The 24,088-nt window shown below is 53.2% G+C and carries 19 protein-coding genes; all 19 read right to left on the reverse strand.

Features of this window, described 5'->3' with window-relative positions; genetic code table 11:
- Positions 1 to 1,725, reverse strand: a complete 1,725-nt coding sequence (locus MKY96_RS12095; protein WP_340940647.1) for an ABC transporter permease — start codon at positions 1,723 to 1,725, stop codon at positions 1 to 3.
- 279 nt (positions 1,726 to 2,004) lie between these two features.
- A complete protein-coding gene (locus MKY96_RS12100; RefSeq protein WP_340940650.1) occupies positions 2,005 to 4,251 on the reverse strand; it encodes a hypothetical protein in 2,247 nt (748 codons plus the stop codon).
- Between the two features lie 319 nt (positions 4,252 to 4,570).
- The gene (locus MKY96_RS12105) at positions 4,571 to 5,872 is read right to left on the reverse strand and encodes an alpha/beta hydrolase (protein WP_340940652.1); all 1,302 of its coding nucleotides are present in this window, start codon (positions 5,870 to 5,872) and stop codon (positions 4,571 to 4,573) included.
- 114 nt (positions 5,873 to 5,986) lie between these two features.
- Positions 5,987 to 6,634: a response regulator transcription factor gene (locus MKY96_RS12110; RefSeq protein ID WP_340940654.1), complete on the reverse strand. Its 648-nt coding sequence runs from the start codon at positions 6,632 to 6,634 to the stop codon at positions 5,987 to 5,989.
- A complete protein-coding gene (locus tag MKY96_RS12115; RefSeq protein WP_340940655.1) occupies positions 6,624 to 7,853 on the reverse strand; it encodes a sensor histidine kinase in 1,230 nt (409 codons plus the stop codon). The genes MKY96_RS12110 and MKY96_RS12115 overlap by 11 nt, the downstream gene beginning before the upstream one ends.
- Before the next feature lie 157 nt (positions 7,854 to 8,010).
- Entirely contained in the window at positions 8,011 to 8,760 is a 750-nt protein-coding gene (locus MKY96_RS12120) for an ABC transporter permease (protein WP_340940656.1), read from the reverse strand.
- The gene (locus MKY96_RS12125; protein WP_340940658.1) at positions 8,757 to 9,542 is read right to left on the reverse strand and encodes an ABC transporter permease; all 786 of its coding nucleotides are present in this window, start codon (positions 9,540 to 9,542) and stop codon (positions 8,757 to 8,759) included. Before MKY96_RS12125 ends, MKY96_RS12120 begins: the two co-directional genes overlap by 4 nt.
- Positions 9,539 to 10,252: an ABC transporter ATP-binding protein gene (locus MKY96_RS12130; protein ID WP_340940659.1), complete on the reverse strand. Its 714-nt coding sequence runs from the start codon at positions 10,250 to 10,252 to the stop codon at positions 9,539 to 9,541. Before MKY96_RS12130 ends, MKY96_RS12125 begins: the two co-directional genes overlap by 4 nt.
- A gap of 91 nt (positions 10,253 to 10,343) precedes the next feature.
- Positions 10,344 to 11,321, reverse strand: a complete 978-nt coding sequence (locus tag MKY96_RS12135) for a sensor histidine kinase (RefSeq protein WP_340940661.1) — start codon at positions 11,319 to 11,321, stop codon at positions 10,344 to 10,346.
- Positions 11,322 to 11,350: 29 nt separating this feature from the next.
- Positions 11,351 to 12,028 (reverse strand): response regulator transcription factor, encoded by a 678-nt coding sequence (locus MKY96_RS12140; RefSeq protein ID WP_340940663.1) that lies wholly within the window; start codon positions 12,026 to 12,028, stop codon positions 11,351 to 11,353.
- On the reverse strand, positions 12,003 to 12,218 hold the full coding sequence (locus MKY96_RS12145; RefSeq protein WP_340940665.1) for an aspartyl-phosphate phosphatase Spo0E family protein: 216 nt from the start codon (positions 12,216 to 12,218) through the stop codon (positions 12,003 to 12,005). The genes MKY96_RS12140 and MKY96_RS12145 overlap by 26 nt, the downstream gene beginning before the upstream one ends.
- A 208-nt stretch (positions 12,219 to 12,426) precedes the next feature.
- A complete protein-coding gene (locus MKY96_RS12150) occupies positions 12,427 to 13,836 on the reverse strand; it encodes a transcriptional regulator (protein WP_340940667.1) in 1,410 nt (469 codons plus the stop codon).
- Between the two features lie 653 nt (positions 13,837 to 14,489).
- Positions 14,490 to 15,242 (reverse strand): (S)-benzoin forming benzil reductase, encoded by a 753-nt coding sequence (locus tag MKY96_RS12155; protein WP_340940669.1) that lies wholly within the window; start codon positions 15,240 to 15,242, stop codon positions 14,490 to 14,492.
- A 20-nt stretch (positions 15,243 to 15,262) separates the two neighbouring features.
- Positions 15,263 to 15,877, reverse strand: a complete 615-nt coding sequence (locus tag MKY96_RS12160) for a TetR/AcrR family transcriptional regulator (RefSeq protein ID WP_340940671.1) — start codon at positions 15,875 to 15,877, stop codon at positions 15,263 to 15,265.
- Between the two features lie 157 nt (positions 15,878 to 16,034).
- Complete coding sequence (locus MKY96_RS12165) at positions 16,035 to 17,912, reverse strand: beta-L-arabinofuranosidase domain-containing protein (RefSeq protein WP_340940672.1); 1,878 nt, start codon at positions 17,910 to 17,912, stop codon at positions 16,035 to 16,037.
- A 173-nt stretch (positions 17,913 to 18,085) separates the two neighbouring features.
- Positions 18,086 to 19,645, reverse strand: coding sequence for a glycoside hydrolase family 3 protein (locus MKY96_RS12170; RefSeq protein ID WP_340940674.1), 1,560 nt, complete (start codon positions 19,643 to 19,645; stop codon positions 18,086 to 18,088).
- Between the two features lie 30 nt (positions 19,646 to 19,675).
- A complete protein-coding gene (locus MKY96_RS12175) occupies positions 19,676 to 21,565 on the reverse strand; it encodes a DUF4838 domain-containing protein (RefSeq protein WP_340940675.1) in 1,890 nt (629 codons plus the stop codon).
- Between the two features lie 503 nt (positions 21,566 to 22,068).
- Complete coding sequence (locus MKY96_RS12180) at positions 22,069 to 23,232, reverse strand: N-acetylglucosamine-6-phosphate deacetylase (protein WP_340940676.1); 1,164 nt, start codon at positions 23,230 to 23,232, stop codon at positions 22,069 to 22,071.
- Entirely contained in the window at positions 23,229 to 24,005 is a 777-nt protein-coding gene (locus MKY96_RS12185) for a 6-phosphogluconolactonase (RefSeq protein WP_340940677.1), read from the reverse strand. Before MKY96_RS12185 ends, MKY96_RS12180 begins: the two co-directional genes overlap by 4 nt.
- Positions 24,006 to 24,088: the final 83 nt, after the last annotated feature.

The following is a 24,088-nucleotide window of genomic DNA, read 5'->3' on the forward strand; positions in this document are numbered from 1 at the left end:
CTAGTCCAAGTGATATTTATTTTCGGCTAATGCATACAGCTTGCGCCATACCAGGCGGTTCACAATTACAACGAGCAGGCACATGACGAATATTCCCCAGATGATCTGCGGCCAATTGCCGTTCGTAGTGGCTTCAGCGATGTACGTACCTAACCCGGCTGCTTGAAGATCCTGATCCTTCCACGATACAATTTCCGAGACAATGCTGGCGTTCCAGGCGCCTCCGCTTGCCGTAATACAGCCGGTTACAAGAAATGGAAAGACGGCGGGGAGAATTAGTTTTTTCCAAGTCTGCCAGCGTGTCAATTTCAAAGTTACCGCAGCTTCCTTAAGATCGGAAGGAATGGCCATCGCACCGGCAATCACATTAAATAATACATACCATTGTGTGCCCAGCATCATCAGCGGAATTGCCCCAATCTCCATCGAGATCCCGAACTTCAAGTACAGAATCGTGAATACCGGAAATGCCATGTTCGCCGGAAAAGAAGACAACACCTGCACAACAGGCTGAACAATTCGTGACAGCCGGGGACTCGTTCCAATGAACACCCCGACAGGCAGCGTCCAGATTACAGCCAGAAGTGTCGAAACGACAACGCGTAACCCGGTCAGCAGACCGAGGAATACCACATGAATCAGCTCGCTCCAGCTTAAGCGGGCAATCTCCAGAATCCCCGAATACAAATATCGGAGCATAAGTACAGCGGCCGCAAGCAAGATTAGCCATTTGAAGATTGTCTTGACCCGTGACGGGACATGCGGCAATTTCACTTGTGAGCTTGTGGCGGAGAGCCGCAAGAATCCGTCATGAACCCCACCGCGCAGCTTACGGTTCAGAGCATGAACAAATCCGGCCCGCTTCAGAAGCTCCAACACCCATGAGGTTGGCGCCTCGCCTGCTTCTGTCTGTTCATTCTTGAATTTCTGGCTCCAGGCAATAACCGGACGCCAGAAGAACTGGTCCACCATCACAATCAGCACCACCATCGCCAGGATCGCATAGATCAAGGCCTTAATATTACCTTCATCTGCGGCCAAGGCCATGTACGTCCCGATGCCGGGTAAATGCAGATCCTGGTTCAGCACGCTGATCGATTCACTGGCCGCCAGAAAGAACCAGCCTCCGCCAAACGACATCATGCTGTTCCAGACCAGGCCGATCATCGAGAATGGCGCTTCCAGCTTCGTGAAACGATGCCATCTGCCCAATTGATTCATTGCGGCAGCCTCCTTCAGATCGCGCGGGATCGTCTTAAGGGAATGATAGTAGCTGAGTGTCATGTTCCAGACCTGACTGGTGAAAATAGCGAAGATTGAAGCCATTTCCACCCCCAGCAGGCTCCCCGGAAACAAGGCCATAAAAGCCAGGACAGTGGCCGAAAGAAATCCAAGCACCGGAACGGATTGCAGGATATCAATGGCGGGAATCATGAATTTCTCGGCTGTCCGGTTATACGCCGCAATGCGGCCGTACACAAAGGTGAAGATCAAGGATGCTGCAAAAGCGATAAACATGCGCAGGAGCGAGCGGCCTGCATAGTAAGGCAGCCACTTAGGGTCCAGACTGAGCGAGGACAGCTCCTCTGGATCTAAAGGCACCTGCATCCCTGAGCCTAACTTTGCCGCGGCATACAGGATGGATAACAACAAGGATATGACGAGAATATCCGCCCAGCCGAAGGGTCTGCGCTGGTTCCCGTTATTGAAATAATTCAATTGCATCGTCTACAACTCCAATCTGCTCCAAATAAAAAACTCTCCTCTGCATCAGCAGGGAGAGCTACACATTCCTTCATTCACGAGAGCTGCAAGGCTATTCCGATTCAGTCATTCAGGGGGCCTGAAAACAGACTGAATACAATAGACCTATACTGCAATGGGGGAAGGGGGTGCTTCCTGCTTAACCACGACCATAGGTTCGTAAGATTGCTTATTCGGCTTCTGCTGTCCATCTCCAGTTCCCTCCCTTCGTTAAATGAATTTACCAATCCTTGACTGTGCTTACGTGGCGTAATTAACAATTGTGGCTTCCCCGGTCCGCTCATCATAGGCGACCCATACTTCATCGCCAGCTTCAACGCCATACACCGGTTCTATGGATTGCCTGATCCGGTAGCTCTGTCCGCCGCGTTCCACGGTGATGGTGGCGAGCGGCCGGTCGCCGGTTGTTCCCCGGTAGTCTACGGACCGCACTCTCGCACTGCCTTGCTTACCTTGCAGCAGCCGCGTTTGCTCTGCAATCTCCTCCGGCTTGGCACTCACCGGAACCACCGCACCTACGGAGACTTCCAGATGCTCCGGCACGAACTGGCTGTTCACCTTGCGCAGACGTTCCTGTCCGTGCATCATCACAATCTCAAGCAGCAGCAGCTGCTGGCCGGCAAGCTTCACCGGGAACTTCTGAATGCTTGTAATTTCAGCCTCTAAGGTGAGCTGACTGGCCTGGTCCCTCCGCTCCGCTGGACCATACCGCAACAATCTGACTATGCTGTCCCTAACGATCAGATCTGCCCGTTCTCCGGCACGGTAGACGAAGCCGGAGGGCTGCACTACAGGTACACTGTAGGTTTGACCGGCTGCTTCAAAATGCAGCAGCAGTGCTTCCCCGCGGTTCACGGGTCCACAGGACTCAATCTGCCGTAGTACCGCATCTTGAATGATCCGGGGAGGTGGCTGATCCTTAAGCTCGCTGTCCCGCACCAGGATCGCCTTATGCTTGCCCCGGTTATAGCTGATCATCACCTTATCCCCCGGGCGGATAGGGTTCAGATAAGAGATGACCTGACGGATCTGCACTTCCTTACTCTGGCCCTGGTCCGTAAAACGGACGGTGAGCCGGACCTGCGGCTGTTCGTTGACCAGCATTCCGGTCTCGGTCAGATTGATAACCGTGCCTTGAATCAGAACCCCCTCGGCCAGCTTCCGCCGCCGGTTACGGGTGAATAACCGTGGCAGTAAGACCATTCCCGTTACCATCAGTAAGGGAATAAAGAGCCAGATCACCCAGTTCACGACCAATGCATTCCACTGCAGCACATAGTTCTTGAAGGTCGCAGCAGATATTTGGTCCTCTCCGGCGGCCATCTGCCACTGCTGCAGCTCCCCGGCGGTGATCTGGCCGCTTAGCCCTTCCTTCACCTGCAGCCAGCCTCCTAATGAGTCAGGACTTGAATAGTACAGTGTATCATTGTTGGCTTCTTTATAAAAGCTCAGCTTCGGATCTTGCAGCTTATCGTAGGATAAGGTCTCAAGCGCGGCAGTGACATTCGTGAATTCCCCGGTCTGCTCATGATACAAATACCCGCGTAAGGTACCCTTGATCTCGTCTTCAGCGGTGGACCCGGCAATCAGCGTCTCCTGGTCGTTCAGCGGGAAAAGCCTGGCCTGATAGACCGGCTCCGGCGTCTTGACGGGCTCTCCCCATTCACCCGCAGCCCCGTTGTAATATTGCACCTGCTTTGGATATTCGGAGCCTACCCTCAGTAGCCGGGTAATGTCCAGTCCGAATGGCCCGGCGAACTCCTGCCCTATCCGCTTCAGAGCTTCGGGCGCACTCTCTTGCTCTCCTTTCAGTGCAAGGAGCGGTGTGCCGTCCTTACCGAAGAGGGACGAAGCATAGGCGGTGCGCCCATCCTTAAGTCCTACTTCATAGACAGGGAGGGAATAACCATCCTGGAAGCTGAAGGAGGCTTCCCGAATCGAGACCGGCCGTGCGGGAAGAGCGGCTGATCCGTTCAGATTCACGTAGTGTAGCTGCGCCTGGCTGACCTCCGCCACATGGACCGCCGAGCTTTTGTCCGCTCCCGCGAACAGTAACCGGCCCCGCCATTCATGTCCATCCGAGCTCAGAAATGTCGGGAGATTAAAGCTTCCCTGTACCAGCTCTTTCGTGCCCCCCGCCGGATCGATAACATTCACCTGCAGGCCTGTTGTATCCTTGGTTGCGATCACCAGCTTACCGGCCTGATAAGAGACCAGCCGCTGCCGGTGGATGTCGGAGCGCAGCTCGATCTCCTGCTCAGCCTTATGAGTGCCTGTATCATACAGCGTCGCCATTAACCCGTTGCTGCTGTCTGTGAGGGCAAGCACCTTCTTGCCCTGGTCCAGATAGTACAGCGCCTTGACAGGGAGCAGGCGATCCGCTGTACTGCGGACTGACCCGGAATAATCGTTCCAGACCAGGAAGCCAAGGATCACTGCAGGAATCCAGAATATTAGAATAAATAAGGATATAAATGATTTTCTCATCCGCTTCTCGCTCCTCTGCATGTTTCAAGCTGCGTAAATACGTCGTAAACTGAAACGTCTGTAGCGTAATCGGCGTAAATACGCCCTGGATACACATCATCTTACATACCCTTCACCTTAAGATTCAAGCATGAATCGGGAGAGAGTCTTTATACTGCAAAGATCTTGTTGAGATCATGCTGTGTTTGTCACCGCCGGGAGGGACTGCTTCGTCATGATTATCCATTTGCTCAAGAACGCACAAAAGGACGCCACTGCTCATGGCATCCTTCAATAAAACCTGTTATAGATCTTTTCAAGCCCTCTTCAAGCCCTCTATTTAAGGCTTCTTAATCATCTCTACCCCGTCAAAGGTGAGGCTGTCAAGGTCCGTGGCCTGCTTCAACAAATAGTTGTCAAAAAACGCCTTGGTGTACGTGGTAATAATATTGCGCTGATCCAGGGCGTCGCGGGTTCCTCTGGCGGATGTACCTGTAGCGGTAAATAAGGAGTCGGAGAAATCCGCATGAACTACATTATCAATAATGGCAAAGTAGGTGTCCCGGCTGTTGGATTCCAGCAGGAAGGCGTTCGTATTATAGGCAAGCACGGTGCCGAGCTGCAGGAAGGGCTTCTTCAGGTCGCTGTCCAAGGCCCCTAGCATGTTGCCGTCCAGGTTAACTGCGCCGACAAAGCGGTCATCGTCCCGGCTGACAAGAGCAGCTGTAGTTCCGCCGAAGGAATGTCCGAATATCCCAATGCCGGGATCAAGCTGCAGTTTGTTTTTGAACATGGACTCGATGTCCCCGGTATTCAGCTCATATAGACGATCTGCAACCGAACTGACATCCTCACTCTGCAGATTGGCATACTTGGCGAATTTCACAGCTTCAGGTGCCGAAGTTAATTGGCGGGAAGTCTTGAGGGCCTCTTCTTCCCCGAGCTTCTCGGTCACTAATTGGGGTGTCGTCAGGGTGGCTGCTTCCATGCCGTATTTCACCAAGTCGTCCATGAAGCTCTCAGACATGCCGGCCGTTCGTCCATCCTTGAGCTTGTACACTCCGCTTCCCGGATGCCCGATGGATACGACAATATAGCCGGAGCTTGCGAGGTCTTGAGCATACAGAGTGCCTTGCTGCGGGTATGCGCCTGCACCGTGAACATAGAATATCACCGGATATTGTTTCTCTTTACCTGACAAGGCCAAATCCTCGTAAACCCATGTTTTGAAGTTGGGATTGAACAGTACCTCTGCCCCTGCCGGAGCGCCCAGTTTCACCAGAAGCTCATCCCTCAGAGCCTGAAACTCGGGAAAGGCATATTCAGCGGCGGGCTTGCCTTCATTGCTGTCGGCCGGATAGAAGAATAACGCCGTCAGGTCTCTTTCCGACTGGTCAGATGCGGTGTACTTGAAGTCCATCTGTGTACGTCCGACGGTATATTTTCCGATCGGCTTCGGGAATTCCATAGGTGCGGTGATGCTGGTAGCCTCCGGCTGCGCAGAAGTGGCAGGTGCAGTAGTGCTAACGGCCTCCGTCTTCGGAGACTCCACGGGTGCGGCAGTTTCACTATTGTTACCGCAGGCAGACAGCAGGGTCAGCGGGAGCGCTGCGGCTAGAAGCATTTTGAGTGGTTTCATCATTGTCTCTCCTCCAATATCAGTGATGGAACTATCATAACCGGAGGAGAAAAATAAAAAATCGTACAAAAGGGCAGCCCCCTTATGTACGATCGGGCAATCCGGGCGAAGCGCCCGTCATAACAGCAGAATTCCGCGCTCCACGGCGACGGCGACAGCCTGCGGCCTTGAATCTACCCCTAATTTATTGTAAATGCTGGTTAAATGAGCCTTCACTGTCCGCTCGGAGATGCCCATATCGGAGCCGATCTCCTTACTTCGGGACCCGCGGGCCACTGCTTGAAGCACCATCAGCTCTTTGTCTGTAAGCATGGTCTTCACGGAGGATGGGGCCTTGTTCTTACCGGACGTCCTTGCGGCGAATACCTTCTCAGAGATTTCCGGGAGCAGGAGTGTCTCGCCCCGCATCGCTGCATCCATGGAGCGGAAGATCATCTCCCGGCCCATGTCCTTCAGCAAATAACCTTTGGCTCCTAACTCCAGCCCGCGGATCATCATTTCATCCTCGTTGTAGGTGGTCAGAATAATAACCGGAATATCGATGCCCTGTGCTCGGAGTGCAGTCATGGCTGCTAAGCCGTCCATTTCGGGCATGTTCAAATCCAGCAGGATCAGGTCCGGCTTGCAGGCTTCCACCTGCCGGAGCACCTCTACCCCGCTCGAGGCTTCGGCAACTACCGCATACTTCGGATTGGTCTCAAGGATCAGCTTCAGTCCCTCCCGGACCACCAGATGGTCGTCTGCAATCAGAATCTTAATGGTCATAGGTGGTGTCCTCCTGATGTAGTGGAATTCGGACAGAGACCCGGGTTCCCTGCTGCCCGCTGGTAATGTCAAGCTCCCCGCCAATAATCCGGGCCCGTTCATAGAGTCCCATCAGGCCGTAGCTGCCGGAGGCTTCCCTGATCAGCCGGGTGTCGAACCCTATCCCGTTGTCCGTCAGTGTAAGCCCGATTTCCTTGCCGCTTGCAGAAACGGTGATCTGGGCGCTTGTAGCCTGCGCATGCTTGGCTGTATTGGCCAGGCCTTCCCGGAGGATATGTAAGCTATGCTCAAGGATCAGCTTCGGGACCACCGGATGGGGAAGCGGCAACCGGGTGGAGACCCGGATTCCTGTCATATGCGAGAATTGTTCCGCCTCCTTCTGCACCGCTTCCGCAAGATCCATGACCTCGGCCCCGGATGAACGCAGGTCGTCAATGGCGCTTCTCGCCTCGGCAAGCGTGCGTTTGGCCTGGGACTGTGACAGCCTGACGATCTCGTGGGCGCGCTGGCTGTTATGGTTCTCCAGATGCGCATCCACCGCATCGAGCTGCATGATAAGACCGGCCAGTCCCTGGGCCAGGGTATCATGCAAATCACGGGCCATCCGCTGGCGTTCATTCGCCAGGGTCAGTTCCTCCACCTTCCGGTGTGCCCGCTCCAATTCGTGCAGGAACAACTGGGTCCGCAATTTGACCCGGACCTGCTTATAGAATAAAGAGGCATAGCCGATGACGAAGAGCAGGATGAACAAGAGGGTAGGCAGAATGGACGGCAAATCCCCGGTCGTTCCGCGCCAGATCAGGGAAGCCGTAAACAAAATCCCGTAAAAGATACATACCCGGAGCACCTTCATACGCTGCGGATACACCCCTATACTTTGCCCGGCCAGGGCTGTCAATAAGCTGACCACGATAATAGAATCCGCACTAGGCAACGCTAACGCGCAGCACCAGACGATGAAGCCTTGTGCCACGAAATACAGCCAGGGCGTCCGGGCGGCAATCGATCCGGCATACCCGTGCAGCAGCAGGTGGATCAGAATGAGCGCGGTAAAGAGATTCAGTTCAGACCACGCGGCAATCCGCGGAAGCTGAGAATAGAGGGCCGATCCGTAAATCAGAATCACCCAGATTAACGCAGGCAGACGGGAATCGCGCAGTACCTGCTGGAGCTCCGGCCGGGTGCCGGAATCTGGCCGATCCGGTCGTACATCATTCATGCGGGATCACCTCTGTCGGGTACTTTGGTGTAATACAATCTTCCTGGACGCCAAAAAACGGTACATTCTTGTACCGTCTCATGACTCATTGCCTCTATGGTAATATACTTAACGTCTTTAAGTCCAGCCCGTCACCCTCGTGACCCTCCGCTTAGCCTCAGGCATCCCGTATACGGTAGAATACAATCGCTATTGCCACAAGGGACATTGTCCAGATCATTACAATACCGGCCCCCTGCACAGGTGTAAGGATATTCAGTTCGCCAGAGGAAGGCGGCAGGTACATGTAGCGTCCAGCCGTATCCGGGAAGTAAGCCGGCAGAAGCCCACGCGACCACGGACTGATAATGAAATAATAGCCAAGCAGAATCACAAGGGCCGGAAGGGTTCTTCTTAATAAAGCCCCTATCGCCGCGCTAAGCAGTGTGGTCAAGGTCAGATAGCCCGTTGCCCCCAGCAATGCTTGTATGATTTCATGAGGTTCAACCCCTGCTGCATGACCGCCCAGCCTCCAGCCCGCATATAAGACACCAGAGGCCGTAAGGATAAGTGCGGCGGGAATCGTAATCAAGGTGAGTGCCAGATGCTTCATGAATAATTGGCGCCCGCGCCAGGGGATTACCGTTAACGTTGTGCGGATCTGTCCGCCCGTATACTCGGAGCAAGCCGCTAAGATCCCCAGAATAATGAACCCTGCCTGAAGATAGCTCATCGAGGCAAGTCCTGTATTCAGGATTTCGGGCGCTGCGGCTCCTTCCTGCAGAGAGGCGGAAGTGAAGGCCGCAGTCAAAAGAAGATGAACAAGAAATGTAACCGTAACAGCAGTCCATGTCCATGGCAATGTCATCAGCTTGTCCAGTTCAGCTCTAAGGACTCGTATAGTCTTCCTGCCGGATGAGACACTCATGCCGCCACATCCCTCCTATGGAAGACAATGGCTGCAGTCCCAAGCAGCACGGCTACCCAGGCAAACATGATCAAACCGCCGGTAACCGGGGTGTGATAGCTGTCGAACACACTGCCTGTAGCCGCGGGCGCTACGCCGTCCTTCGTAAACATAAACATCTCTAAGCCGGCCCGGTCCGGCAAATAGAATGCCAGCTTCGTCACCTTGGCCAGCAGGACACTGAAGGATACCAGCGATGAATTAATCATGAGCACGGTAAGCGGGATCATGCCCTGCTTCGTCAGCAGCGTCAGCCCGAAGGCCAACAGTGCAGTGAAGGTCCAGTAGCAGACGGCACCGGCAAGCCGGGTCCATTCAAGTAGCGGGGCATAGTCACCTAATATATAGCGTGTGGTTGGCACAATCAGAATCACAGCAAGGATACACAGGAGGATGCTGATAACAGATACAGCGACTGCTTTTACCAGAAACAACTGAAGCCGCGATGACACAACCATCAGACTTGTGGAAATCTGCTGCCCTCCGGCCCCTTCACTGCTCTCTGTCCGGAACTCGCTGCTGACTGCAAGCACGCCAAGGATAATAACGCCCTGTATACCAAAGCCTAACCCGATATAACCAACCTCCGGGAGCCGTGTGCTGACGCCAGCCAGAATGTCCTCCTTCTGGGCCAGACTATCGATGGCTGCCACCACCGCAGGAGCCAATGCTCCAATAAGCAGGGCGAGCCAGATTCCCGGCAGCGAGAGCAATTTCGAGATTTCCGCATGGAATGCCTTCACCAGGCATCACCTGCCTGTTCAGAGGTCAGGGCGAAGAAGGCATCCTCCAGCGTGGAATGACTGCCGGTTACCTCCTGCAAGGTGCCGTCTGCGACAATTCTCCCCTGCTTAATAATCACCACATCGTCCACCGTCTCTTCAAGCTCCCCCATAAGATGACTGGAGAGCAGCACCGTATTCCCGGCCTCTGCCCGCTTACGCAGAAATGTCCGGATCCAGCGGATGCCTTCCGGGTCGAGCCCGTTCACAGGTTCATCCAGAATCAGAATCTCCGGGTCTGCAAGCAGCGCTGCTGCGATTCCCAGTCTTCTCCCCATGCCGAGAGAATATCGCTTGACTCTAGTGCCCGCTGCCGTGGTAAGACCGACAATATCCAGCACCTCATCGACACGTGAACGGGGCAGACCGGCGGCGCAAGCGATCCAGCGCAGATGTGCCCGTCCTGTCCGCATCGGGTGAGCTCCAGAACCGTCCAGTGCGGCACCTACGGCGGCCAGCGGATGCTGCAATTCTGCGAAGGGCTTGCCATGAATCAAGGCGCTTCCGGAGGTGGCATGATCCAGTCCGAGCAGGATACGGAGTGTAGAGCTTTTGCCGGCCCCGTTGGGTCCCAGGAATCCCGTGACCCTTCCCGGTCTGGCTTCGAAGGTGATCCCCGATAGAATCTCCTGCGTACCGCGGCGTTTGACTAAGTTATTGATGGTAAGCAACCATAACACATCCTTTCGTTATGGTGCTAAGTATACAGCTGCAAGGTTACATCCCGGTGGGCAGGCTGTTTACTTCCGGGTTAATTTCAGGTTACATTCTGCTAATGACTACCCTCGTCCCCTGTCCGCTTGAGTTGAATACGGCCTTCAGGTTCATTGTATTCAGCATGTGTTGTACGGTCGATAGTCCTATTCCCGCCCCGCCGCCGTATGCGGAATGATCCATACCCGGGCCTCGGTCAGCGACAAGAATCCGTTCCTGCTGCACATCCACAGCGATCCAAGCATATTTCCCGTCCGCTGCATGGCGGATGATATTCTGAAACAGATTATCCAGCACCCGGGTCATCCACCCAGGATCTGCTGTCCAGTGGAAGGTCTCCTCTGCCGGTAAATCAACATCGACCTGAATGCCGTGTTCTTCAAAAACCGGATACCACGCAGCAACCGAGGCTCTTACCAGGCGTCCCATGTCTGTGGGGGCAGGCTCGAAGGGATATTTTCCCGAGGTAAGCAAGGTATACGAGAGCAAATCATCCATCAGTTCTCCGGTCCGGGTAATGGTCTGGTTGATCTCGGCTAAGGAGCTCTGTCCTTCTGGACTCATAGGTTCTTTGTTCAGCCGGGTGACATGTCCCCGCATGATGGTCAGTGGTGTCCGCAGGTCGTGGGACATGTTGGCAATGAGCCGTTGCCGCAGCCCGGCCTCTTCCCGCTCCCGCCTGCGGCTGTCTTCCAGCTGCCGGATCATCCGGTTGAAGGAACCGCCTAACTGGTCTATTTCATCCATACGGTCCATTTGAATCAGGACAGGCTCAGGCGAAGAATCCGCAGCAGCGGGAGCAGCGGACATTGCTTCTTGTAAGCGGGTCAGACGCTTGCGGAGTCTCCAGAAGAACAGCCACGATAGAACAACGAACGCCACAATGATACAAGTGAACAGAAGTACTGTAATGTAGAACAGATTCAGCGTATTGAACCTTGCCTCAGACCCGGTAGTTCCGAAGAACGATGAGAAGACCATCAGCACAAGAGGCGGAAGCAGGATGAACAGAAAGTGCAGCTTCAAAAAATGCCGGAACAAGGAGCGGGGCTGCTTCATAGCTTCACCCGGTAGCCGATTCCCTTCAGCGTCTCAATAATCTCCGGGGCCTCCGGGTCACGTTCCAGCTTGTGCCGCAGCCGGTGGAGATGTACCAGCAAGGTCTTGTCGCCAGGGATATAGGCTTCCTCCCAGACGGCTTCATAGAGCTGTTCCTTCGGCAGAACCTGATTCGGATGGCGCAGGAAATACATCAGGATCTGATGCTGCTTCCCTGTCAATATAATCTCTTCTCCTGTACGCTTGTCGTAGAGGGTCTGGAGCTTCATATCCACTTCGATATGAGTGCCCAGTGTAATACGGTCCGAAGGAACTCCGCCGCTGCGGCGGATTAATACCTCCAGTCTGGCCACTAATTCATCGGTATGGAAGGGCTTCGTTAGATAGTCATCCGCGAATTGTAAGCCTTCTACCTTATCGTCTATGGAGGTCCGGGCGGTCAACAGCAGCACTGGAACGGCGGGTGCCGCCTTTTTTAACCGTTTCCCTATAGTGAATCCATCTAAGCCCGGTAGCATGATATCCAGAATCACGACATCAACCTGCGTAACCTCAGCCTCGGCACCCTCACCGGATTGCAGCCATTGTACCGAATATCCCCGCTGCTCCAGCTCCTCTTTGACCCAAGTGCCGATTTTCTCATTATCTTCAATATAAAGTATGTTTGTTCTCAAGTGATTTCCTGCTCTCTATTAATCTCTGCTGCTCTCCCTTCATATTATACTGGTTAATCAATTCATCCAATACCATGGATTGCTTAAGGACCGCAGGATGCTGAAGATCATGATGTTTCTCCGCCAGAAAGTGAAGCCGGTTCCGGGCACGTTCAATCCGGACCTGCACGAGCATATTTCTGTTCACCATAGAATCCTCCCTTTATGCTATCTTAGGGTTTTATGACAGATAATAGGATATCTTTTACATTGCACAAAATAACTTCAGAGCATCACAAAAAAGGCGCCCCCGAAATGTCAGGAGCACCCCTGTATATTTTCGCGAAAATGATTAAGTTCCCCAACCATGTCCCAGTGTAGTCACCAAGGTTAACGTCGTAGAAATTACAACTGAAACGCTACAGAGCGTCAAGAAGAACAAGACTTTTTTTCGCATTGAGCCGATACACCTCACTTGATAGATTTTTGAATCTTTCCTGCAGTTCCTGATCCGCGAAATCCCTATACTGCTCAAAAAGAGTCATACAAGCAATCATATTTCGGCTGCTATTGATCGTAATTGATATTTCCAAGCCTTTCAGTACAGTGTTTAGAGCGTTCTCAATACTCTTCCTTTGATTGACAAGATAGATTGCCAGCTCGATGAGGAATTGCGCATAGCTCTCTTGCAGGATGGCCTGCTTGTAACCGCCAAAATCTGTCTTGTTGGATTCATAAGGTATGTATGCCGCGAACCGCTCTAAGATACTGTCGATATTAAGCTTAAATACATTCGCCGCTTGAACCATATAACGCAATGCCACAAATATCTCATCCTCTTGAATAGCTATATAGTCTGCGTACTCATGTATTACATCCAAATCTCCGGACATTAACCGGTACAGATAGGTGTTAGCCACGGCCCATTCCGTAAATTGTGCAATGATCTGCCGGGATTCTTCATCGTTCTCCTGAACCCAGCGTTCACCATTTGCATACAATTTCACAAAGGATAATGCCCTCTTGTAGTCGCCGCACTCTTCGCTGGCAGTAGATCTGGCTAAGTATGCATATAGGATATAATAGTAAAAAGGACGCTCAGGATACTTCAACCCTTCTTCTATTGTGTCTGACCGGCGGCCTTCCAGCTCGTAGTGAACGGATGCAATCCGGTGCATTTCCTTAGCGAGTTCATCCACTCTCTTCCACTTGTGTACCAGACCATAAATATGCATGAGTTCTTTTAATGCATCGAGCTGATCGGCTGCGTCTAAGCGGTTGACATACAACTCAAATTGAGTGGCTGCACGTAACTTCTCCTCCAGATCCTGTTGTTCTTCTAATTCAATCTGAAATATACGGTACTGGCATAATGCTAACCGTTCGGAATGCTGATACTTTTCGGCTGCACTCACACCCTGATACAATATCCTTGCAGCATGGCGTTTATTATCCCGATAAAAAAGTTCAGCGAATTCAAAAAGCACAGCTGCATATGATAGATCCTCCAGCAGACGGTTCACAATCTGTTCAAGACAATCCAAACGAGCCAGCTCTGCACACCGGAAAATAAAGGGTCGTATCCGCCGCATGGACACTACAAAAGAAAAGCATTCATCTACATAGTATTCAAAAAAATAGTCTTCCGGCAGCTTCATTCCAGCAGTAATTGCAACAAGTTGTGCCATAGAGATTGGATGGTTGCCTTTTAAAATCCGGCTGAGTGTACCTGAATTGATACCTGATAACTCCGAAAAATGTGAATGTATCATTTGATTTCTGTTCATATACGCGAGCAGTTCTTCCCGAATCGAATTGACCGATCCCAAACCAATACACCTCCTTCCATAAAATAGGATGAAAAGCATACGTGTAGTTGATACTAAGCTTGAATCAAACGGTGGTCAATACAAAGGTATATTTTACTATTTATCCCGTTTACATCTATTATTATATACCGAAAAACAAATTACGCAATATATTTCGTGTATTATAAATCGTTAAATTAACTTGTTTCCTCCCCTATCATAAAAACATACCGAAAAGTTGAGGGAGATATTGCATTTTGAGGATAAAGGATGCACGGAAAGCCGCAGGGTATACCCAAGAATCCATCGTACATCAGATTAATGACACCATGAAATGCACCTTGCGCAACTACCAGAATATTGAGTACGGTGTTGTACTCCCGAACGTTACATTGGCGCTTCTAATCAGTCACTTGTGTGGTGTTGATCCCCGTGAAGTAGATGAATGGAAATACTCTAATCAACGTGCAGATGCGCACAAAAATGGCAATTGAATTTCCATTTGATCTACTTTTTGTAGGCGGGTCATGGCAGGAGTTCGTTTATCTGCAAAAAACCACCGGATAAGGGATAGCCCTTCATCGGTGGTTTTTCTTTATTTGTTATGAATATAACGCATCCAGGAAGAAGATCATGACATCCAGGCTGCGGCCGTGCTCACTTCTCTCTCAACATTAAATGATGGTTTCAATAAGAACAGTCTTTCCGAAATCTTCACTGACAAGAATCTCAATTAATTTAGACGCCGTGTATTCCGGCGATTGCAGCTTCCCTTCTTCAGATAGCTGAATGAATTCATTCACATAGGGGAACAGCTCAGTGGATACAGACCGTAATTCCGATTGCAAGCTTGTATCGATCATGCCGGGATATACTGCTGCTGCTTTTGCCGGATAGGCAGCCAGCTTCTGTTCTATGTCTATACACTTGGTAAAAGAGTCTAAACCAGCTTTGGCAGTACTGTAGGCGCTTTGTGAAGGTAATATGTACTTTGCAGAAGCTGAGGAGATATTCAGGATTCTTTTGTCCACATTCATATGCTTAGTAAGCTGTAAAAAGTTGGAGGTGATTACCATCGGTGCTAACAGATTCAAATGCAGGTTCTCTAGGATCTGCTCCGTTTCTAACCGCTCAATCGGGCTTACAGGAGTCAACATGGCGGCATTATTGATCAGATAGACGGCTTCATCGCTGGAAGGAAGATCAATTCGGCTGAAAACATCTTCACAAAGCTGATCGATACCCCTAATATCCGTTAAATCATAATGGAAATAATCCATTTGACAATCCAGTTGCTTCGCACGCTCCATGAGTCCTTGGTTAGCCGTTCTGGATATACATATCAGATGGTGGGACGGGTCGATTAATTGATTCGCCAAGGATTCACCGATTCCTCTGGATGTACCTGTAATAATAATATGTTTCAAGTGTATCTGCCCCCTGTAGGTTATTGGTGATCTTCACGAAGTATCATTCTTCGGACAGCCTCTTCCCAAATCAGCTCATAGTCGAGGTCCATCTTCATCATCTTGCATCTGGATAAATTATCGATAAGGAGGGCAAGAATTGTAGCGCTAACCCCGGCTGTTGAAGGTGCAATAAGCCCGAACTCAGCGCCCTTGGATAAAAGTTGAACAAAACCGTTAACAAAATCCTGTTGAATTTTCAATAGCGGAGCTCTAAATTGCTCATCACGCTCGGCCAGCATCGTGAACTCGCTAAGTACCCTTAATGTTGAACGATACTCTGCGTCGCTGCTTGGCAGCATGTTTAGTCCGCCGTTAATTAATGTTTCTGCAAAATCGTCTTTGTCAACGGATACCGTATCAAAGTAAGCTGTAAAATGATGATCCCGGAAAATATGCTCAAAGGTCCGGCTGATCAGCTCTTCTTTTGTCGCAAAATGATAATAAATAGAGGATTTGGTGATCCCCACCTTCTTGGAAATCAAGCCCAAACTCGTTTTCTCTATTCCATACTCAGCAAAAAGCTCAAATGCTGCCTGGATGATATGACTGGATGTAATCTCTCTTTTCTTGATAACCCTCAGGCTCCCTTCCATTGAATTAATGTCATTATAAGGATTAACCTAATGAAATGTCAATAATTTAACGACCGATCGTTCAAAAAATATATTTACACATAAAATAACCACCTGCAAGGATGCAAGTGGTTGTTCTACTAAATATCGCCTATGCTTATTTGAATAGACATCGAAGCTAAAACCCGGCTTTGTGGGGGGATTCTACGGGGAAATACACCTGATAAGGCTCGTATCCGATATCGCGGATTCTTCTGAGCTGAATGCCCGGGTTCTGACGGGTGGTCTTGAAGAAATAACGCCAGCTCCCCCACTCCCGTTCATTCTCCATGATGATTTCACCTGCTGCATCCCCTAACGGAGTATATAGAATCCGCTCGTTCTCGGTGATGCCAGCCAGTACTTCCGGGCCATAGCGGAACGCGCCGGTCTGCTCGTCGTCGGGCAGAGGGATGAACCGGATGCCTACGGGCAGAATGATGCTGATCCGGTCGCCGTCCTGCCAGTTCCGCAGTATCGTGTAGAAGGCGGAGTGATCCGCAGACTTCCCGTGCAGCTCGCCGTTCACATAGATCACGGCTTCTGACATGATCCAGTCTGGAATCCGCAGATGGATGGCGAATTCACGGGCAGAGGCGGTATGGACGGTGAAGTCATATTTTCTGTAATCCGGCATGTTCTCGTGCAGGGCTGTAATCTCATTCAGCTCCTGCTGCCCGGCCGTGTTCGAGGAGTTCAGCATGCTTCCGCTCATATGATCCTGGGATTGCTGAATCTGCACGCTCTCTCCGAGGATCCCGGTGGTCAGCTCCGAACGGAAATACTGGCAGACATAGATATCGTTCTGCTCCTGATAATAGATGCCTCTGTTGAGCGCCGCATTGGCCTGGACCATTGTTCCGTGACAACAGAAGAAACTATCCGTCTCCGTACTCCAGTCCTTCCGCAGCCCGGCCTTCATCGGCAGGAAGTACGTGAGCAGTCCGGTTGCCGGATCACTGTGCTTGTTGCCGGTCAGATGGTATTCCTGGTGATAGGCCTGCGCCATAATTCCGTTGTACATATTATATTCGATAAATTGCGCATAGGCCGGATTCGAAGTGTGCCGGAAAAGAAATTCTGCCAAACGGATCATGTTATACACGGTACAGTGCTCCTGATTCTTATCTCCAAGGCGGGCCTTGATCTTCATCTTCGGCATCCATACTTCACCCGCCGTATTGCCGCCGGTAGCCAGCATTCCCCGCTCTGTGACCGCACATTTCCAGTAAGCCGTGACAATATCCATCCAGCGCTGCTCGCCGGTGACCTCGTAAGCTCTGGCGCAGCCGAGTACCTCGGGAATGGTCGTGTTGGCGTGCATGTTGGTCAGCGGGTCTTTATTCTCCAATAACGGACGGAACAGTCGGCTGCGGTAATACCGTTCCAGCAAAACAGTGTATTTATCGTTCCCGGTCAGCTCCAGCAGATCAGCCCAAGCTTCCAGCATACCGCCTGTCTCCATATCCAGAATGTCATCGAACTTCTCTCTGGTGAAGGTACTGCTCCAATCGACGAACCAGTCGGCGAATCGGTCCGCGATGTCAAGCGCCTTACGGCTCCCGGTGAAATGATGCATATCGACAAGACCCATAAATAGCTTATGAATGTTATATTGCGGTGCCCAGATTGCCCTGCCTTGGGCCACCCAGTGCAGATATTTCTCGGGAATCGGTGCGGCCCATTGTCCTCCGTTGTCCTTCTGGCATTCAGCCAGCTCGTCCAGGATGAGATCGGCCTTCACCTTGATCTCCAGATCCCCGGTCTCGTGATACCGAATCGCTGCCGCAGACAGCCAGTGTCCCAGGAAATGTCCGCGGATCTGGCAGACCGGCGTCTCCCAGCCCCCGTGCGCATCCGCTGGAATCTCCCTGCCGTCATATCTTCCTGCTTCCACCTTATAGTTAAAGAGGAGATTGTCATTTGTCAGTTTCATCAGATACCGGCGGTTGGCCTCTTCTCTGCGTCTCAAATCATGATCTTGAAGAATGACCTGTTTGCCCTTCAGTTCTCTCATTGCTGCAGCCCCTTAATGGAATGACATTGCTTGCACAATGAAATTATAAAGCAGCCCGTCCCGCAAACCAATGATGGATACAACGATAAAATTGATCCATACCGAGTTATTCTATCAACACAAATGAAAGCAGACCTCATGTATGGCATGAGAGTCTGCTCTTGAGTGAGTTATTAAGCCTGTCTAACCAACACTTCCGCTAGAGCCTGAAGCGAATAATCGGAGGTGGAGCACAGCAGAATGCTTCCGGCGTTCTGCGGCAGGTAAGCATCGTCATACGGGTTACGCAGCACCAGGTTCAGCAGCGGTCCGGCGGCGGCAAGCTGCTCAGCAAGCTGAAGCTGTCCGCTGAACAGATGGGCATTCAGTGTTCCCTGAATCACGGTATGTCCGGCAGCCTTGGCACACAAGTCTGCAATCTCCGCAGCTTCAGGCTTCATACTGCAATACTCTACCTGTACGGACATGCCCCGGGCTTCCAGCAGCGCGGACAGAGCGATATCATTGCCGCCGGAGTTGTCGGCGATGGTCAGCTGCTCCTGGCGCGGTAAGATCAGCAGATATGGGCGCGATGGAGACAGTGGCAGCAATTGCTGCGGATCGCGGCTGATCTTGACCGTGCGGCGTGCATATTGCAGGGCCTCCTCCTTCCAGCCCTCCCGCGGAATAGGCCGGGCTGCCGCCTGGTATTGCTGGAATTTCCCATAGAGGCGGTGGAGGCGGTTGACCGATTCGTCAATTCTGGACTCTTCGATGACGCCGTCCAGCACAGCTTTTCGGATGCCAGCGATGACCCGCTCTTGGAATTCCGGCGTATGACACATCAGAATCATGTCATTGCCGGCCAGCACAGCCAGTACGCCCACCTCATCCGGGTTGAAATTCTTCTTGATCGCGCCCATCTCAATATCGTCCGTGCAGATGATACCCTCGAAGCCCAGCCTGCTGCGCAGTAAGTCTCCGGCAAAGAAGGGGCTCAGTGAAGCAGGCAGTCCTGCCGACTCGGGAATGTTAGGAAATACGAGATGTCCCATCATGATTGAATCGGCCCCGGCTTCGATGGCAGCGATAAATGGCAACAGCGGCCCGTTCATTAATTCCTCCATTGTGAGTTCGCACTCTGGCAGGACAACGTGGGAATCCCCGCTGACTTGTCCATGGCCGGGGAAATGCTTGGCCGTGACCGCCACGCCTGCCTCATGCATTCCGCGGATATATGCCTTGCCGAAGCCTGCCACCACTTCAGGGTCTTCGCCGAACGAGCGCACCCCGACAACCGGATTGTCAATATTCGTATTCACATCCAGCACTGGCGCCCAGTTCATCGGGATGCCGAGCGCGTGGAGCTGGCTGCCGATGATTTTACCCTGGAGATAGGCGGTCTCAGCATCCAGGCTTAATCCGGCAGCACGGTTACCGGGAATGTATGGATAGAAGGTCTTGAACTTGGAGAGCGTGCCGCCCTCCTCATCAATCGATACATAGTAAGGCTGCGGAATGCCGGAGTCTCCGGCAATGGCCTGCACCTCCGCCATCAGCTTCAGCGTCTGCTGCTCATCCTTAACATTATGGGGGAACAAGCCGATCCCCCCGAACCGGTTCTGAGACATCCGTTGACGGAAGTCAGGCTCTGCTGCTGTGGAGGGGGTTCCGACCACACACATCAGGGATATTTTGTCCTCCAGACTCATGGCTGCCGGAGCTTGTGGTGAATTCACTTCATTCAGCTGCATATCTGTTCCATCCTCCTGTCGGTTTGTTTGCTAACTCTCGCTGTGGACAAGGCCCAGCTCCTGATAGAGCGTCCGTTCCAGATAATCATGCAGATAGAACCGGGATCGCACGAAATGCTCGGCCATATCGCGGGGCTGATACTGCATAAGAGCCTCCAGCATCCGGGGCCGGACGGCTTCCCGCCCGTTGTGGTTGCGCGTGTAATTATTCCGCAGCGAGCGCCATTCCGCGCTGTCGCCCGGGTACAGCTCCCAGCGGTAGGCATACTTGTGAATCGCCCTGGAGCGGTCGGTTGCTACCTCGAAATCATGCATAATTGCGATTAGCCCGGCGTAATCCTTGTTCCTCTGCACATGCTCCCTTAGCTTCCAGATGATATCGTAGTAATCCTCTAATTGGTAATTTCCCAGCCGCGCATGCCCCGTCTCTGGAGTTATACCATGGAACAGCTCCAGGAAGCGGTCGATGAACATACCAGCATCTGCCCGCCGGTTCCAGGAGAGATCGGCATGAAGCAGCATCGGATACCAGGTGGTCTCGAATACGCCATAAGGAACGCCAAGGCTGAACGGCCCGGTCCAGTTCGTAGCGACCATACAGCGGATATCCAGCTTCTCGGCGGTCTCTGCCCACTGCAGCAGATTGTCGGTCCGGTTATCAATGACCGGGTAGTTCTGATGCTCCGCCCAGTCGAAGCTGCGGACCGCAGGAGCACCCATCACCTCAATGCCCAGTGCCCTGAACTTATTGGTTAGAGAAGTTACTTCCTCTTGTATGTTGCGGCCGTTATAGATCCAGATCATCGCTGCGCTTCGCGGATCAAGCTTCGCCAGCTCTTCGGGCGGGCATTTGTCCAGCATGTCATGCCAGAAGATCGGCTGGCGTCCCCGGCTGGCCGTGAATTCTATCAGGCGGTTCAGGAAGGAGATGAAGGCCCGTTCCCGTACGCCGCCGAATTCCTTCCGGCACGCTTCACATTCGCACAGGCTGTACACCTCGTCACAACCCAGATGAATATAACGTGATTCAGGATGGGCATCCATCATCTCTCCAAGCAGGCCTGTGATTAGTTCATACGTCTGCGGATGGGACGGGCAAATCTCGCCGGTGGATTCTTCGGTCTCCCGCAGATGCTTCCAGGCATCATGGCGTAGTACATACTCCAAGTGGCCGAAGCTCTGCTGCAGCGGAATAATCTCGATGTAATGCTCATGGGCCGCAGCCTGGAGCGCTTCCAGCTGTTCCCGGCTAAGCGCGTGCTGCGGATGGGTGAATTCCCGGTGTATGCTGAACGGGAACTTATCCTCGTATTCAATGAGCACCGCGTTCGTCTTGTAGCGGGAGAACTCCGCCAGGTATTGGATTAGCCGCTCCGGCTTCGAGAAGGTCTGGCGCAGATCGAAGTTCATCACCCGAAGCTCCGTATCGGGCCAATCGGTAATGGACAACGCCGGAATATCGCCACCGCCATGCAGACTCTGCAATTGCAGCAGTGTCTGCAAGCCGTAATAGAGTCCGGCAGCGTCCAGGGCGCGGATCGCTGCACCGCTTGCGCTAACCTCCAGAATGTAGCCTTCTGCCCGGCCCTTCAGCACGGACAGGTCGGCCTCAGCAGGCTTAGAAGTCGAACCTTTGCCGTTATTCAGGCTGGCTTCTCCAGGCGATGCCTGCGCTGAAGTGCTCTCAGTCCCCTCGGTTCCCTCGATTCTCACAATCTCCTCAATCAGCAGCGAGTATCTCTCGCCTGCTCCGGGGTAGGCCGTGGTGATTTCCCGGCCGGGAAAAGCCCGCCGGCAATGAAGCACCAGCCGGGGGTCTTCCACTTCCATAGCCAGTTGCAGACGGACTTCCCCGCCTGCCTGCCATGGCTTCTTGTCTGTAATCCTCACCTGCTTCGGCTCGGGTATTAAGCTAAGCATCGCACTCTCCTCCTCTTACAACGTCAGGTTTTCAACTACATTGGTCTACGCGCCGCCTCTGGTCCAATTGTGGTCGGTTTTTCAACTACATTGGGCCAATGCGCCGTCCTCGGTCCGAATGTTCGATTACAATTGGCCAGCGCGCCGTCCCCGGTCCGAATGTAATCGGTTTTTCGATTACAATTGGCCTATGGCGCCGTCCCCGGTCCGAATGTAATCGGTTTTTCGATTACAATTGGCCTATGCGCCGTCCTCGGTCCGAATGTAATCGGTATTTCGATTACATTTGGCTCACGCGCCGCTCCCGGTCGCAATGTAATCGGTTTTTCGACTACATTTGGCTCGCGTGCCGCCTCTGGTCCGATTGTGGTTGGTTTTTCGACTACATTTGGTCAACACGCCGCGCCCGGTCCGAAAATGGTCGGTGGTTGTTCGCGACGAATGCAACGTTCTGCCCTATCGCGTTAATGAAATGGCATCAGTTCTTTAATTCTGATGCCCTCCTAATCCTTACCAGCCGCTGTAATCCGGCCGCTCTTCCACACCGCCTGAATATCCATCGCTCCGCCGTCCCTGCGGAAGCCGATCAGATCCGCAGGCGCACCTGCGGTAAGCCCGGCAGCCTGCGGGAGCCCCAGCAGCCCGGCCGGGTGAAGAGAGGCACAGTCGAGCGCCTCCTCCAGCGGTGCCAGCCCGGCCCGGGCCAGGTAGGCCACCTGGTCCGCCAGCATCATGGCCGATCCGGCCAGCAGCTGCGGATGGCCGGCCAGATGCAGCCGCCCTTCCGGCGTCAGCACCACATCGCCGCCGATATGCAGCCGGTAGGCACCCGGCGCCATGCCGCTCAGCGAGACGGCATCGCTGACCAGAATCGCCCGGCGCTGCTTCACCCGCAGAATCACCTTCAGCAGCGCATCCGGCAGATGACAGCCGTCGGCAATCATGCAGCCATACAGCTCATCGGCAGCCAGCTGCTCCCACAGATAATGGGGATGGCGCGGGAGCGTGAGATGCGTGCCGTTGCCCAGATGCGTGGACATCACCGCGCCTGCGGCCACTGCTTGCCGGATCTGCTCCGGTGAGGCCGCCGTATGTCCGATGGAGACCCTGACGCCGGAAGCGGTGCATCTGGAGATGAAGGCTGCGGCTCCCGGCCATTCGGGGGACACGGTAATGATCCGGATCAGCCCCTCCGCCGCCTCCTGCCAGCGGCAGAAGGCCTCCCAATCGGGCGGGCAGATATGCTCCAGAGGATGCGCCCCGCGCGGACCGTCCTCTGGGGACAAGAATGGCCCCTCCAGATGGATGCCTGCAATCAGCCCGGCGATATCCGGCTGTGTCCGCATGGCTTCAGCAATCACGGATGCTGCCTGGGCGAGCTGGTCCGGCCCATTGGTGATCAGGGTCGGGCAATAAGAGGTGACTCCCCGGGCCAGCAGGCGGCGCGAGAGTCCGGCTACAGTCTCCGGCGCAAGCGGCAGCGTATTGAAGTCAAGTCCCCAGCCGCCGTTCACCTGCAAATCGACCAGCCCCGGCGCAAGCCAGGGCCAATCTGCCATATGCGGACTCTCGGCCAGCGTATGAACCGCTTCAATAACGCCACCGTTAACGTGGACCTCAAGCGGCAGGCCGGTTCTGTAATGTCTTCCCGAGATCACACCGTTCATGAGCCGAAGGCTTCCCGGTCCGTGAACAGCTCAATGGCGGGATGGGTCCGTAGGATGCTCGCCGGGCACACGGTACTGAGCGGGCCATGAAGCGCCGCTTGCAATGCGGCTTGCTTGGCCGTGCCGGGAACAATGGCGAACAGGTGATGTCCTGCCATCAAGGCGGGGACGGTCAGCGTCAGCGCATGAGTAGGTACATCGTCCAGGCTGGCGAAGCAGCCGTCATTCACCTGCTGCGTCCGGCAGGCTTCGTCCAATTCGACCGCTTTAACAAGAAGCGGATCGGCGAAATCGGCTACAGGCGGATCATTGAACGCAATATGCCCGTTCTCCCCGATGCCGAGACAGACGATATCAATAGGAGCTTCATTCAACAGCGCTGCGTATCTCCGGCACTCCTCTTCAATATTGCCCGTCCGGCCCAGCAGCTCGATCCGTCCGGGATTGACTCTGCTGAACAGCCGTTCCTGCAAGTAGTTCCCGAAGCGCTGTGGCGCGTCTTCCGTCAGGCCGATATATTCATCCATATGAAAAGCATGCACCCGGGACCAATCAATTCCCTGCTCCTGCACCAGCCCCTCATACAGCTCATTCTGTGACGGAGCTGCGGCAAATACAATGCGAACCGGAGCCTGGGAATTCCCCTGCAAGTCTCTGATTCGCTGCCCAACTGCTCCTGCCGCCGCCGCTCCCATCTCACTGCGGTGGTGATAAACCAGAACACGCATACGTTCCACCTGATGCTCATCTGCCGGAGCCATACTTTCATTCATAGCTACGTCATCCCTCCTTATTGGGTTGTGGCAGGGACGGGGGCCGCCCCTGCTTGTTACACTCATCCAATTACGATCTTCTC

It is taken from the genome of Paenibacillus sp. FSL R7-0302 (assembly GCF_038006885.1).
In the GTDB taxonomy this organism is placed as follows: Bacteria; Bacillota; Bacilli; order Paenibacillales; family Paenibacillaceae; genus Paenibacillus_AQ.

What these genes read in the sequence shown, in the direction of transcription:
- MKY96_RS12095 (WP_340940647.1), bottom strand. Translation starts at nt 1,725, where the DNA reads ATGCAATTGAATTATTTCAATAACGGGAACCAGCGCAGACCCTTCGGC.
- MKY96_RS12100 (WP_340940650.1), bottom strand. Translation starts at nt 4,251, where the DNA reads ATGAGAAAATCATTTATATCCTTATTTATTCTAATATTCTGGATTCCT.
- MKY96_RS12105 (WP_340940652.1), bottom strand. Translation starts at nt 5,872, where the DNA reads ATGATGAAACCACTCAAAATGCTTCTAGCCGCAGCGCTCCCGCTGACC.
- MKY96_RS12110 (WP_340940654.1), bottom strand. Translation starts at nt 6,634, where the DNA reads ATGACCATTAAGATTCTGATTGCAGACGACCATCTGGTGGTCCGGGAG.
- MKY96_RS12115 (WP_340940655.1), bottom strand. Translation starts at nt 7,853, where the DNA reads ATGAATGATGTACGACCGGATCGGCCAGATTCCGGCACCCGGCCGGAG.
- MKY96_RS12120 (WP_340940656.1), bottom strand. Translation starts at nt 8,760, where the DNA reads ATGAGTGTCTCATCCGGCAGGAAGACTATACGAGTCCTTAGAGCTGAA.
- MKY96_RS12145 (WP_340940665.1), bottom strand. Translation starts at nt 12,218, where the DNA reads ATGGTGAACAGAAATATGCTCGTGCAGGTCCGGATTGAACGTGCCCGG.
- MKY96_RS12160 (WP_340940671.1), bottom strand. Translation starts at nt 15,877, where the DNA reads ATGGAAGGGAGCCTGAGGGTTATCAAGAAAAGAGAGATTACATCCAGT.
- MKY96_RS12165 (WP_340940672.1), bottom strand. Translation starts at nt 17,912, where the DNA reads ATGAGAGAACTGAAGGGCAAACAGGTCATTCTTCAAGATCATGATTTG.
- MKY96_RS12170 (WP_340940674.1), bottom strand. Translation starts at nt 19,645, where the DNA reads ATGCAGCTGAATGAAGTGAATTCACCACAAGCTCCGGCAGCCATGAGT.
- MKY96_RS12175 (WP_340940675.1), bottom strand. Translation starts at nt 21,565, where the DNA reads ATGCTTAGCTTAATACCCGAGCCGAAGCAGGTGAGGATTACAGACAAG.
- MKY96_RS12180 (WP_340940676.1), bottom strand. Translation starts at nt 23,232, where the DNA reads ATGAACGGTGTGATCTCGGGAAGACATTACAGAACCGGCCTGCCGCTT.
- MKY96_RS12185 (WP_340940677.1), bottom strand. Translation starts at nt 24,005, where the DNA reads ATGAATGAAAGTATGGCTCCGGCAGATGAGCATCAGGTGGAACGTATG.